Raw genomic sequence first — 12704 nt, 5'->3', positions numbered from 1 at the left:
CAAGAAGACTTCAGTCTCGGTGAACCAAGAACTCTTCATCACGGGTCGGGCGTCGTTCCCTCAGTAGGCTTCCGTAAGGACGCGGGGCGCGCCGGCGCGTTGCAGAATCGCCCGGCAGTCGGCCACCATAGCGGCCGAGCCGCAAACATAGAAATCGGTCGACGCCGGATCGAAGGCCAGGCTGGAGACGGCCGCCGTCACGCGGCCGCGGAACGCGGTGTTCGACGCGTCGTCGCGGCTGGCGCAGACGATCGTGCGCGGCGGCAGCGGGGCGAGCGCGCGCGTGATGTCCTCCGCCGTCGTTCGGCAGCCGAAGTACAATTCGGCGGCCCCGAGTTCGCCGACCCCGGCCATTTCATCGAACATCGGCAGGAACGGCGCCAAACCCGTGCCGGTCGCGACAAACACTTTGCGATGCGCGTTGCACTCGAGATGATAGCCGCCCAGCGGCCCCTCGACCTCGGTCACCGCCCCGGGCTCGACCGTATCGGCGTAGTTGGAGCCGTCGCCATGCGTGCGGTTGCTGATCAGCAGGGTGAGCGTTGCGCCCGCGGCCGCGGCGATCGAATAGTCGCGCCATTCGAACGGCGCGACGCGCAGCTTCACATATTGGCCGGGCGCGAAGCGGATCGGCTCGTCGAGCTCGAACTCGAGACGCCAGATCGTCGGGGTCAGCGCGGTCTTGGCGAGGAGGGTCGCGCGCTTTCTTTCCGCCGGGCGCGTCGGCGTCGGCGCCGGCTTGTTGACCCGTTGCGCCGCCGCCATGATGCGCATGAAGCCGAAAGCGCCCAAGACCTTGCTCGCGGCGGCAAAGCCGCCCATCGTCGCGCCGGGAATGCCGAGCGAGGCGACGTCAGAGCCGCTGAGATAGAGGCCGGCGATCGGGGTTCGCACGGAAAGCTGGCCCGAACGGTAGCGCGCCGGCGTTCCGGGAAGGCCGTAGAAGACGCCTGAGGGATGCGAGGTGAAGTCCTCCATCGTCAGCGGCGTCGACAATTCACGATAGCGCGTCAGCGCCTTGAGGCCGGGCACGGCGCTGTCGGCGAGGTTGAGCAGGCCTTCGGCGACGCGGTTCTTGAGTTCGACATAGTCGCGCCCACGCTGTCCGGTGGCCGAGCCTCGCCAGGCGGCGAACGCCTCCGGGCGCAGAGACGCGATGACCTCTGCGGTATGGAACCGGTCGTCTCCCGACTTCGCGGAAGGAAACGACAGATAGGCGTGTCGCGGCTCGCCCGCCAGGATCGCTGCGGTCGCCGCGTCGAGGTCGTCGTGGTCAAACGTCGTGTTGATCCAATAATTCTCGCCCTTGACGCCGAGCGTGGAGACGGGCTCGGCGAGCCGAAGGTAGAGCGTGACCATCGACAGGCCGCCTTCCGACGCGTCGACATAGGCGCGCGCCTTGGCGGTCCGCCTGCCGATCTCGCCGTCGGTCGGCAGCAGCTTGCGATAGGTGAGGCGCGCGCCGACGTCGGAAATGACGATCGGCGCGCGAAAGACGACTTCGATCGGCTCGGCGCCGCGCCGATCGATGGCCCTTACCCCGACCGCGCGCCCGCCCTCGGTGAGGATCGCGGTGACTTCGTGGCTGACCTTGATCGCGCCGCCGCTCGCTTCGATCCCCGTTTCAAACGTGCGCGCGATGCGCCCGGCGCCGCCCTGAGGAAACGATGCGCCTTTGAGATAGCTGTCGACCACGAGGGCGTGCAGCGCGAACGCGCTTTCGCCTGGCGGCAGGCCATAGTCGCCCCATTGCGACGCGAGCAAGGCTCTGAGCTCCGGCGAGCGGAAATGGCGGCGCAAGTAATCCGCGGTCGTCTGGGTCGCCTTGGCCGCGCCGAGCCGGCGCCATTGCGCGAACAGGAACGCCAATGGCTGCGGCAAAAACTGCTGTTGGATGCCGAGGACATGCCACGACGCGACCGCGCGCAAGTCCCTAAAATAGCTTCGGATCGCGGGCGCCTCGTCGGGAAAGCGCGCGACCAGGCGCTGCAAGTAGCGCGCCGGGTCGGAAGGCACGGCGAAATGCAGACCCGGATAGAGGAAACGCTCGAATTCGTCGGTCATCTTGTTCCATTCGAGCGCGCCGCCCGAGAGAAAGTCGATGACGGTGCGGATGATCGAGCCCTTGTCGAGTTCGCCGACGTAATGCAGGCCGACGTCCCATGACGCGCCGTCGCGTCGGAACATGTGGGTCTGGCCGCCGCGTTCCGAGTGCTTCTCCAGCACCAGGACCTTCATCCCGGCGACCTTGGCGAGCAGTCCGGCGGCCGACAGCCCGCCGATGCCCGATCCGATGACGATCGCGTCCCAAGCCGGAACCATGTCGCCTCTCCGCATAAGTTTAAGCATTAGACAGTTTAGATGATAAACTGTCGTGTGTCAAGGGCTTTTCCCATCCGACGCATGGAGCTCAGCGCCAAGGCGCCGCGGAAGCGAACGCCAGGTGAACGCCAGGAGCTTGCGACGTAGTGATTATGTCTATATATTTTATGGACAGAGAGGGTTTGTAATGAGCATGGATTGGGCGCATTTCACGCCGTTTTCGGCGCTTGCCGGCGGGGCGCTGATCGGTCTGGCGGCGGCGCTGCTGGTCCTCGGTCTCGGCCGCGTCTTGGGCGCGGCGGGCATCGTCGGCGGCGCGCTCGAAATCGACGATTCCGAGGCGCCGTGGCGCTGGTCGCTGCTCGTCGGCCTCATCCTGTCGCCGCTTGTCGCCCGCGTCCTGTGGGGCGTCGCTCCGCCGGCTTTCGCTGCGCCGTGGCTGGCGCTGGCCGCCTCCGGCCTGCTGGTCGGCTTCGGCGCGCGGCTCGGTTCCGGCTGCACCAGCGGCCACGGCGTTTGCGGTCTGGCGCGGCTGTCGCCGCGCTCGTTCGTGGCGACCGGCATCTTCATGGCGACGGCGTTCGTCACCGTCTTCGTCGTCCGCCACGTCGTCGGCTGAGACCGGGAGACCCGTCATGAAGCGCAACGCTTTTGCTCTCGTCGTCGGCCTGATCTTCGGCCTCGGCCTCTGCCTCTCGGGCATGTACCAGCCGGCCAAGGTGATCGGCTTCCTCGATCTCGCCGGGAATTGGGACCCTTCGCTCGCCTTCGTCATGGGCGGCGCCATCGTCGTCGCCTTGCCGGCGTTCCTGCTCGCGCGCCGGCGCTCCGCCGCCTGGGTCGGCGGCGCGATCGATCTGCCGACGGCGCGCACGATCGACGCGCCGCTCGTCGTCGGCTCGGCCGTCTTCGGCATCGGCTGGGGCCTCGGCGGCGTCTGCCCGGCGCCGGGCGTCGTCGACCTCGGCTTCTTCAGCCCCGGCGCGGCGGTCTTCGTCGCCGCGATGGCGGCGGGCATGCTGATCCACCGCGCCGCCGCCAGTCGGCGCTTGCCCGGTCTCAGGCTTCTGTCGCAAGATGCGTGAGCCTCCTTGGGAGGGCTCGCGCGTGACCAGGCATTGGTTCGAGAAGCTGCTGTTCGCCTCGCGCTGGCTGCTGGCGCCGTTCTATCTCGCGCTGGTCGTCGCGCTGCTGGCGCTGCTCGCCAAGGTCGGCGTCCATGTCTACGACCTGACGACGCATTTCCTCGCCCTCAGCGAGGACCAGGTGCTGCTCAGCGCGCTCGGCGTCGTCGACCTGACGCTGTCGGGGTCGCTGGTCGTCATCGTGATCCTGTCCGGCTACGTCAGTTTCATCGCGCCGGTCGACACCGACGCGCACAAGGACTGGCCGTTCTGGATCGCCCACATCGACTTCGGCGAACTCAAGCTGAAGCTGATGGCCTCGATCGTCGCCATCACCGCGATCAAGCTGCTCGAGGGCTACATGAACGTCGGCAGCGTCTCCGATCGCGATCTCGCTTGGCAGACCGGCGTCCACATCGCCTTCGTCGTCACCGCGTTGTTGCTCGCGCTCGCCGAACGCATCGGCGGCGACAAGCGCGCCGGCGAGGCGTGAGGCGCTATTTCTGCAGCACCACCTGACGGCATTCCGGCGGCAGTTGCGACAGCGTCAGCGGCGGCTTGGGCTTGCCCGGCGCTGGATGCAGCGCTTCGTCGGTGAACCACCAGTCGAGCGACTTGTCGCAGCCGTCGCCGGGCGGAACCGGGTCCTGCGGCTGGCACGCCGTCTCGCCGGCCGGACAGACGATGCGGATGTGGAAATGATAGTTGTGGCCCCAATAGGGACGCACCTTGTTCATCCACGCTTCGCCCTTATGCGTCTCGCACAAGGCCTTCTTGATCGCCGGGTTGACGAAGATGCGCTCGACCTCCGCCTCCTCGGCGGCGGCCTTGATGATCCCCGCCTGCCGCTCGCTCCAATGCGCGGGGTCGACCGCGAGGCCGTCGGGCCGCACCATGTCGACGGCGGACATCTCTTCGCGCTCGGCGCGATCGAGGCGATGGTCAGGCATCGGCGTCAGCCATACGTCGGCGTCGAGACCGATCTGGTGCGAAGCGTGACCGGTCAACATCGGCCCGCCGCGCGGCTGCGAAATGTCGCCGACCAGAATGCCCGGCCAGACGCCTTCATGGGCCGCCTTGCGCGAGAAGCGCTCGAGGAAGGCGATCATCGCCGGGTGGCCCCAGGCGCGGTCGCGCGAAAGGCGCATCACCTGCCAGGCGTCGCCGTCGACCGGCAGCGCGACCGCGCCGGCCAGGCACCCGCGCGAATAGAAGCCGATCGAGCGCGCCTGCGCTTCGGCCGGGGTCATCGCGCGGCCGAACACTTCCTTGGCGGGGAGCTTGGGATCGTCGGGGTTGGCGAGCGGGGGCAGCGGCGCGGGTTCGAGCGCGCCCTTGTCCTGCGCCGAAGCGCCGGTGAGCGCACCCGCCGCGCAGATCAAGGCGATCGCCATTCGCCGCATCGCAAACTCCCGATCGTCGCCGCCCGCGCTCCTGTTTCCGCCGCGCCGCGCCGCGCCGTCAATCCCCGTCAGCGTCGCGTCGCGACAATGAAGAGGCGCGGAAACGGCAGCAGCGCGCCACCGCCGGCGTGCGACGGATAGGCGCGGGCGATTGCGGCGCGGTAGAGCGCGAGGAAGTCGGCGCGCTCGTCGGCGTCGAGCGGATTGAGAAACGGCCGGAGTCCCGTGCTCTCGAGCCAGGCGACGATCGCGTCCGGCCCGGCGAGGCGATGGACGTAGGTCGTGCGCCAGACGTCGACCTCCTCGCAGCTCGCCGACAGCGCGTCGTCGTATTCGGCGAAGCCGCCGATGCGCTCGCGCGCCGCCGCCGCGTCGGCGAGCTTGTCGCGGAAGCGCGCCGTCGCGGCGATCTCGCGCATCAGCGCGTGGCTGGGCTCGTCCTCGTTGTCGGGCATCTGCACGGCGAGACAGCCGCGCGCCGGCAGTTCAGCGGCCAGCCGACGCATCACGCCGATGTGGTCGGGGACCCATTGCAGCGCCGCGTTGGCGAAAACCAGCTCGGCCGACGGGTCGCTCCACTCGGCGATGTCGCCCTGGCGAAAATCCGCGCGCGGCAGGCGCGCCCGCGCCGCCGCAAGCATGTTAGGGGAGGAATCGAGGCCGACGATCGCCGCTTTTGGATGGCGTTCGGCGAGCAGGGCGGTAGAATTGCCCGGCCCGCAACCGAGGTCGACGATGCTTCGGCGCGCGTCCGGCGGAACGCGGGCGAGGAGATCGGCAGCCGGGCGGGTTCGTTCGGCCTCGAACCGGCGATAGGCGTCGGCGCGCCAGTCCGTTATCGGTTCGGGGATCGACGAAGCGGGTTTCCGCACGTGCATTTTTCCGTCATGAGACAAATTTGCAACATTTCATCGACTGTCGGTAGGGAAATCTGCCGCACATGAAAACCTGAGCCCTACCAAAACGTTAATCGCTAAGCGTGGCGCGCGGCGGCAAAGGTATGGCGGAATTGTTCCAACACTGTGGCGGTTCCGCCGCGCGCGCGCGGCGCGTTCCGGCGCGCGTAACGGCGTGAAGTCTGTCCGCTTATCAACCATTTGTCCGCCAGCCCAGACGATCCGGCGCACGGGGTCGTGACGCCGGGCGCGGGGGCGTCGGTTTGTCGCCGACAAACGGGTTGCCCTGCGCCATGCCCCATGCGATAGTCGGCCGTCCAAGAATAAATGCGACCTTGGTCAAGGAATAAGCGATCAAATTGAAGATCGCAAGGGTTCGCCCAAGTATGACGCTGGGGGGCGTTAAATAGAATAGGTTATCTATTTAGTCGGAATGTTGACGTCGGTCAGTTGGCGTTGACGTTTACCGAAGTGCTCTTGCGTCTCTGCGGAACTTCGAGACATAGACTGGGAATGACACACCACAGTGCGGGCTGTGGGAGGAGAGGCCATGTCGTTTCAACGACCTGCGGATTACGCAGGGGAATTGTCGGTCGCCGACGCCTATACGCTGTTGAAGGAAGACGAAAAAGCGGAGCTGGTCGACGTGCGCACCCCGGCCGAATGGACCTGGGTGGGGGTTCCCGACCTGGGCGACCTCGGCAGAACGCCGATCTTCGTCGAGTGGGCGAGCTATCCGGGGATGCGGCCAGCCGCCGACTTCGCCCAACGAGTGATTGCGGAATTGACCGCGCGCGGCGCCGATCAGGAGACGCCGGTGCTGTTTCTCTGTCGCTCCGGCGTTCGCTCGCTCGCCGCCGCGCGGGCGCTCGCTTCGGCCGGGTGGCGGCGTTGCTACAACGTCAGCGAAGGATTCGAAGGAGGCCTGGACGCTGCGACCCACAGACGCGGCGGGCTCGGCGGCTGGCGAGCGGGGGGCTTGCCGTGGACCCAAACTTAGATGGTCCACACGAGCCTCTTCACCCTTTCCCAATCGAACGATCTTCCCACGAGACTCCGATGAACGAGAGCGCCGAACTGAGCGCGGCTGCGGCCGCCGCTCGCATCATTCCATCCTCGCGCGATACCGACGAGAGCTGGCGACGCTGCTGCCGCCGCCTGCGCGCCGAGCTTGGCGAGAACGTCTTCACGTCGTGGTTCGGGCGGCTGAAGCTCGATTCGATCGAGGACGGCCGCGCGCTTTTCTCGGTGCCGACGCGCTTCCTCAAGAGCTGGATCGAGGCCCATTACAGCGACCGCATTCTCGCCGCGCTCGAAGCCGAGATCGGCGGCGTCGCGTCGGTCGTGATCGGGTTGCGCTCGTCGATGGGCGCCTCGGTCGCACCGCCTGCCGCGCCGATTCCTCCCAACCAGCCCAAGGCGATCGATCCTGCGCGCCCGACGGCGGCGCGCATCGCGCCGGCCTCGACGCCGCGCGGCGGCGCCTTGCGTGAAGAGGCCGCCGCTTACGGCGAGCCGCTCGCCAGTTCGCCGCTCGATCGCCGGCTGACGTTCGCTTCGTTCCTGGTCGGCCGCTCCAATCAGCTCGCCTATTCCGCCGCGCAGCGCGTGGTCGAAGACCGCGCCGGGCAGGCGCCCGCCTTCAGTCCGCTCTACGTCCATTCGGCGGTCGGCCTCGGCAAGACCCATCTTCTCCAGGCGACCGCGCACGCCGCGACGGCGCAGGGGCGCAGCGTCATCTATCTGACCGCCGAGCGTTTCATGTACGGTTTCGTCGCCGCGCTGCAGTCGCACACCGCGATCGCCTTCAAGGAGGCGATGCGGTCGATCGCTCTGCTGATCATCGACGACGTGCAGTTCCTGCAAGGCAAGGCGTTCCAGAACGAGTTCGGCCACGCGCTCAACGCGCTGCTCGATTCCGGGCGTCAGGTCGTGGTCGCCGCCGACCGCCCGCCGGCCGATCTGGAGGCGCTCGACGAGCGCGTGCGTTCGCGGCTCGCCGGCGGCCTGTGCGTCGAGATGACGGCGCTCGACGAGCCGCTGCGCATCAAGATCCTCGAAGCGCGCATCGCCGCGGCGCGCGTCCAGAATCCGAACTTCTCCGTCTCGCCGGCGGTGGTCGCCTATGTCGCGCGTGCGATCGTCTCCAACGGACGCGATCTCGAAGGCGCGGTCAATCGCCTGATCGCCCATTCGATCGTCGGCTCGCCGCTGACGGTCGAGGCGGCGGAGGCGGCGATCCACGATCTTGTCCGCGCGCGTGAGCCGCGGCGGGTCAAGATCGAAGACATCCAGAAGCTGGTCGCCAGTCACTACAGCGTCAGCCGCTCCGACATTCTCTCGGCGCGCCGCACGGCGATGGTGGTGAAGCCGCGGCAGGTGGCGATGTATCTCTCCAAGGCGCTCACCTTGCGTTCGCTGCCGGAGATCGGCCGCCGCTTCGGCGGACGCGATCACACGACCGTGCTGCACGCCGTGCGCAAGATCGAGGGCCTCAGCGCCACCGACACGGCCTTGCGCGAAGAGCTCGAGCTGTTGAAACGGATGCTGCAGGACTAGCGGCGCGCAGTGGCGCTGATCTTCAAGATCGTCGCCGCCGAGGAATGGCGCGTCGCGGCGGCGGCGGGCGTCTTCCTCGGCGGCGAGGTCGATCGAACCGACGGCTACATCCATTTCTCGACCGCCGCCCAGGCGCCCGAGACGGCGGCGAAATGGTTCGCCGGCCGCGCCGATCTCACGCTCGTCGCGGTCGAGGTCGACGCGCTGGGGCCGCCCTTGCGCTGGCAGCCGTCGCGCGGCGGCGCGCTTTTTCCCCATCTCTACGGCCCGCTGCCGCTCGCCGCGGTCGCCTGGGCGCGGCCGCTGCCGCTCAACATCGACGGCCGCCACGACTTTGGAGACCTCGCGTGCTGACAAAGGCGATCGGCGCGCTGGCCATGCCGCTGCTGCTCAGCCTGCCGCCCGAGACCGCGCATCGCGCGACGATCGCGGCGCTGAAATATGCGCCCTTGCTGCCGAAGACCGCTTCGCCGCCGGGGCTCGCCGTCAGCGCCTTCGGCCTCGATTTTCCCAATCCGATCGGCATGGCGGCGGGCTTCGACAAGAACGCCGAAGTCGCCGGCGCGCTCATCGCGCTCGGCTTCGGCTTCGTCGAGGTCGGCACGCTGACGCCGCGCCCGCAAGGCGGCAATCCGCAGCCGCGGCTGTTCCGTCTGCCGCGCGACGGCGCGCTGATCAATCGCATGGGCTTCAACAATGACGGCTACGACGCGGCGCGGATGCGGCTCGCGGCGCGACCGGCGGGCGGAATCGTCGGCGTCAACATCGGCCCCAACCGCGACGCCGTCGACCGCATCGCCGACGTCGCATCGGGAGTGAAGACCTTCGCGCCCTACGCCAGCTATTTCGCTCTCAACGTCTCCTCGCCCAACACGCCGGGCCTGCGCGACCTGCAGCAGCGCGCCGCGTTCGACGAACTCGCAGCGCGCGTCGCCGAGGCGCGCGCGCAAGCGGCGGAGCGTCGGCCGCTGCTGGTCAAGATCGCGCCAGACCTCGATCTGCGCGGCCTCGACGACGTCGTCGAAGTGTGCGCGCGGCGCGGCGTCGATGGGCTGATCGTCGCCAACACGACCGTCGCGCGACCGGCGTCGCTCGAGGGTCGCGACCACGGCGAAGCGGGCGGCCTCTCCGGGCGGCCGCTGTTCGAATCCTCGACCCGGATGCTGGCGCGCGCCTATCTGCGCTCAGGCGGCGCGCTGACGCTGATCGGCAGCGGCGGCGTCGAGGACGCCGAGACGGCGCTGGCCAAGATCGAGGCGGGCGCGACGCTGGCGCAGGTCTACACCGGCCTCGTCTACCGCGGCCCGGCGCTGATCGGCGAGATCCTCCAGGGCCTCGCGCTTGCCGTCGAGCGCCGCGGGCCGCTCGCCGCGCTCACCGGATCGCGCGCGCGCGAATGGGCGGCGGGCGAGGGCTGAGGCTCAGGGCGCGCGGCGGGCGCCGAGCAGCCGCAGCACCAGCCACACCGGCAGCACCACGAGCGCCCCGGTCGCCAGCACGCGGCCGATCTCACGGAAGTCGGTCAGGCCGTATTCGATCAGGCGATGCACCAGGTTGACGAAGCTGTCGATGATGTTTGACGGATCGAAGCCGAAGGTGACGAGCACGATGCCGACGATGAACGACACGACGATGAGTCTGAGCGCCACCGTCGCCGGCGAACCGCCAAGAAATGCCGATAGGTTGTTCATGACGTCGCTTCCTGACCGATCGCGCCCGCCTGCCTGATAACGCCGACCGCGCGGAAACGCCAGACGCCGCGCCGCCGCAACGCCACGGCGTCGTCGACGGCATGACTCGCCGCGAGCGCGGTGATACCGACTCCCATCGGCGTCCGGGAGTATCCCGGCTCGGGGCGCGCAATGAGCCAGCTCATCTGCGACTATCTCGACGAACTCTCGAATTCGCTGGGAGGGGCGAGGCCGCCGGTCGATCCCACCGTTCTGAAACGCCTGTACGACCGCCGCGACTATGGCGCGATGCTCGGTTGGATCAAGACGTCGATGCGTCTCGAACTGCGCGTCGGCCTCAGAATCGTCGACCTTTCCACGGCGTCCAGCCCGATGTGGGTCGAAATGCCGGTTCCGATGCCGCCCTACGGCAGCCCCGAGTTTCACGCCACACGCGTGGTTGTGAACGCGCGCGCGGCCGACCTCACTGAACGATCGTTCGTTTGGGTGGTCGCCGGCTTCGCCCACGAGCTTGCCCACGTGGTGTTGTCGGCGATCGCCCATCGCCTGCAGCACGACGAGCGGGCGGTCGATCTTACGGCGATGACGCTTGGCTACGAGGCCTTCGTCGGCGACGCCGAGATCACCCGCTCCGAGGGCCTCGTCTGGTCGATCGCGCTCGCCGCGCTCTTGCTGCCTTTCGGCGTGGTCTTCTGGCGCCCGCCGCGGCGGCGAACGCTGCGCTTGGGTTATCTGACGCACAGCGAAGCCGCCGCCGCTCGCCAATATCTGGCCGAACGGACGGGCCCGGCGCTTCGCGGAGCGCCGCGCCGGGCGTAGGCGCGTTCACACGCCCTTGGGGAAGTTCACCACCGTCGCCGGCTTGGCCGGGGCGGTCTGCTCGGGCGAGCCGGCCGCCGGCTTGCCGTTGAAGGTCAGCGCTCCGTGCGACACGCCGATCTTGACCGTCTCGCCGTCGCTGATCTCGCCGGCGAGCAGCATCTGCGCCAGCGGGTCCTGCACCGTCTTCTGGATCGCGCGCTTGAGCGGGCGCGCGCCATAGGCCGGGTCGTAGCCCCGCTCGGCGAGCCAATGGCGCGCCTTCGCGTCGAGCTCGACGACGATCTTGCGGTCCTCGAGCAGCTTGGCGAGCCGCTTGAACTGGATGTCGACGATCGCGCCCATGTCCTCGCGCCGGAGCCGATGGAAGAGGATGATCTCGTCGACGCGGTTGAGGAACTCGGGCCGGAAATGCCCGCGCACCGCCGACATCACTTCGCGCTCGACCGTCTTCGTGTCCTCGTTCTCGCCGAGATTGGCGAGGTAGTCGGATCCGAGGTTCGAGGTCATGACGATCAGCACGTTGCGGAAGTCGACGGTGCGGCCTTGGCCGTCGGTCAGCCGGCCGTCGTCGAGCACTTGCAGCAGGACGTTGAACACGTCCGGATGCGCCTTCTCGATCTCGTCGAACAGCACCACCTGATAGGGCCGCCGCCGGACCGCCTCGGTCAGCGCGCCGCCTTCTTCGTAACCGACATAGCCGGGCGGGGCGCCGATCAGCCGCGAGACCGAGTGCTTCTCCATGTATTCGGACATGTCGATGCGCACCATCGCCGTCTCGTCGTCGAACAGGAACGCGGCGAGCGCCTTGGTCAGCTCGGTCTTGCCGACGCCGGTGGGACCTAAGAACATGAACGAGCCGATCGGCCGGTTGGGGTCCTGCAGGCCGGCGCGGGCGCGCCTGACCGCCGTCGACACCGCCGTCACCGCCTCGCTCTGGCCGACGACGCGCCTGGCGATCTCGATCTCCATCTTGAGCAGCTTGTCGCGCTCGCCTTCGAGCATCTTGTCGACCGGCACGCCGGTCCAGCGCGACACGACCTGCGCGACGTGGTCGGGCGTCACCGCTTCTTCGACCAGCGCCGCCGAGCTCTGGCCCTCGGTGGCGGCGAGCTTCTTCTCCAGTTCGGGGATCACGCCATAGGCGAGCCGTCCCGCCTCGGAATAGTCGCCCTTGCGCTGCGCCTGGGCGAGCGCATTGCGCGTGCTCTCCAGATCCTCTTTCAGCTTCTGCGCCGCGCCGAGCTTGTCCTTCTCCGCCCGCCAGCGCGTCGTCAGCGCGTCGGATTTCTCTTGCAGCTCGTTGAGCTCGCTCGAGAGCTTGACCAGCCGGTCGCGCGAGGCGGAGTCGCTCTCCTTCTTCAACGCCTCCTGCTCGATCTTGAGCTGGATGATGCGGCGATCGAGCTCGTCGAGCGCTTCCGGCTTGGAATCGACCTGCATGCGCTGGCGCGAGGCCGCCTCGTCGATCAGGTCGATCGCCTTGTCGGGCAGGAACCGGTCGGCGATGTAGCGGTTCGACAGCACGGCGGCGGCGACGATCGCGGCGTCGGTGATATGGACGCCGTGGTGAACCTCGTATTTCTCCTTCAGGCCGCGCAGAATCGAGATCGTGTCCTCGACCGTAGGCGGCGCGACGAACACCGGCTGGAAGCGTCGCGCCAAGGCGGCGTCCTTCTCGACGTGCTTGCGATATTCGTCGAGCGTGGTCGCGCCAATGCAATGGAGGTCGCCGCGCGCCAGCGCCGGTTTCAGCAGGTTGGAGGCGTCCATCGCGCCGTCGGCCTTGCCGGCGCCGACCAGCGTGTGCATCTCGTCGATGAACAGGATGATTCCGCCCTCGGCCGCGGTCACTTCGTTGAGCACCGCCTTGAGGCGCTCCTCGAATTC

14 protein-coding genes are annotated in these 12704 nt (G+C 68.2%); 8 read left to right on the top strand and 6 right to left on the bottom strand.

The genetic code is table 11. The annotated features are described in order from the left end of the window. Positions 1-60: 60 nt before the first annotated feature. Positions 61-2322, bottom strand: a complete 2262-nt coding sequence (locus tag ABSF49_RS15515) for an FAD-dependent oxidoreductase (protein ID WP_424113555.1) — start codon at positions 2320-2322, stop codon at positions 61-63. A 187-nt stretch (positions 2323-2509) separates the two neighbouring features. Here ABSF49_RS15515 and ABSF49_RS15510 point away from each other — a divergent pair, with 187 nt between their 5' ends. From ABSF49_RS15510 to ABSF49_RS15500, 3 genes are read left to right on the top strand one after another with little or no spacing between them, the layout of a single operon-like run. After that, positions 2510-2941, top strand: a complete 432-nt coding sequence (locus ABSF49_RS15510) for a YeeE/YedE family protein (RefSeq protein WP_424113554.1) — start codon at positions 2510-2512, stop codon at positions 2939-2941. Positions 2942-2957: 16 nt separating this feature from the next. Continuing rightward, positions 2958-3407, top strand: coding sequence for a DUF6691 family protein (locus tag ABSF49_RS15505; RefSeq protein ID WP_424113553.1), 450 nt, complete (start codon positions 2958-2960; stop codon positions 3405-3407). A gap of 22 nt (positions 3408-3429) precedes the next feature. Continuing rightward, a complete protein-coding gene (locus tag ABSF49_RS15500) occupies positions 3430-3939 on the top strand; it encodes a YqhA family protein (RefSeq protein ID WP_424113552.1) in 510 nt (169 codons plus the stop codon). 4 nt (positions 3940-3943) lie between these two features. On the opposite strand, the gene mepA is transcribed toward ABSF49_RS15500, so the two are convergent. Both mepA and tam read right to left on the bottom strand, forming a co-directional pair. Next, the gene (gene mepA / locus ABSF49_RS15495; protein ID WP_424113551.1) at positions 3944-4849 is read right to left on the bottom strand and encodes a penicillin-insensitive murein endopeptidase; all 906 of its coding nucleotides are present in this window, start codon (positions 4847-4849) and stop codon (positions 3944-3946) included. Between the two features lie 68 nt (positions 4850-4917). After that, complete coding sequence (gene tam, locus ABSF49_RS15490) at positions 4918-5688, bottom strand: trans-aconitate 2-methyltransferase (RefSeq protein ID WP_424113556.1); 771 nt, start codon at positions 5686-5688, stop codon at positions 4918-4920. A gap of 607 nt (positions 5689-6295) precedes the next feature. Here tam and ABSF49_RS15485 point away from each other — a divergent pair. The 4 genes from ABSF49_RS15485 to ABSF49_RS15470 are packed head-to-tail and all read left to right on the top strand — an operon-like array spanning position 6296 to position 9722. Continuing rightward, a complete protein-coding gene (locus ABSF49_RS15485) occupies positions 6296-6745 on the top strand; it encodes a rhodanese-like domain-containing protein (RefSeq protein ID WP_424113550.1) in 450 nt (149 codons plus the stop codon). Positions 6746-6804: 59 nt separating this feature from the next. Then, entirely contained in the window at positions 6805-8304 is a 1500-nt protein-coding gene (gene dnaA / locus ABSF49_RS15480) for a chromosomal replication initiator protein DnaA (protein ID WP_424113549.1), read from the top strand. A 9-nt stretch (positions 8305-8313) separates the two neighbouring features. After that, a complete protein-coding gene (locus ABSF49_RS15475; protein WP_424113548.1) occupies positions 8314-8658 on the top strand; it encodes a DUF952 domain-containing protein in 345 nt (114 codons plus the stop codon). Then, positions 8652-9722, top strand: coding sequence for a quinone-dependent dihydroorotate dehydrogenase (locus tag ABSF49_RS15470; protein ID WP_424113547.1), 1071 nt, complete (start codon positions 8652-8654; stop codon positions 9720-9722). The genes ABSF49_RS15475 and ABSF49_RS15470 overlap by 7 nt, the downstream gene beginning before the upstream one ends. A 3-nt stretch (positions 9723-9725) precedes the next feature. On the opposite strand, the gene ABSF49_RS15465 is transcribed toward ABSF49_RS15470, so the two are convergent. Together ABSF49_RS15465 and ABSF49_RS15460 are read right to left on the bottom strand one after the other, a co-directional pair. Further along, on the bottom strand, positions 9726-9995 hold the full coding sequence (locus ABSF49_RS15465) for a DUF6460 domain-containing protein (protein WP_424113546.1): 270 nt from the start codon (positions 9993-9995) through the stop codon (positions 9726-9728). Then, positions 9992-10180, bottom strand: coding sequence for a hypothetical protein (locus ABSF49_RS15460; RefSeq protein ID WP_424113545.1), 189 nt, complete (start codon positions 10178-10180; stop codon positions 9992-9994). Before ABSF49_RS15460 ends, ABSF49_RS15465 begins: the two co-directional genes overlap by 4 nt. Here ABSF49_RS15460 and ABSF49_RS15455 point away from each other — a divergent pair. Then, a complete protein-coding gene (locus tag ABSF49_RS15455; protein ID WP_424113544.1) occupies positions 10167-10814 on the top strand; it encodes a hypothetical protein in 648 nt (215 codons plus the stop codon). The two genes, ABSF49_RS15460 and ABSF49_RS15455, sit on opposite strands and share 14 nt — an antisense overlap. A 6-nt stretch (positions 10815-10820) precedes the next feature. Here ABSF49_RS15455 and ABSF49_RS15450 read toward each other — a convergent pair. Next, on the bottom strand, positions 10821-12704 hold a 1884-nt coding region (locus tag ABSF49_RS15450), incomplete at its 5' end, for an AAA family ATPase (RefSeq protein WP_424113543.1).

Origin of the sequence: Roseiarcus sp. (genome assembly GCF_049514155.1) — a bacterium.
Classification (GTDB): domain Bacteria; phylum Pseudomonadota; class Alphaproteobacteria; order Rhizobiales; family Beijerinckiaceae; genus Roseiarcus.
The sequence above is the reverse complement of the archived record's forward strand: the minus strand, read 5'-3'. Positions and strand labels throughout refer to the sequence as shown.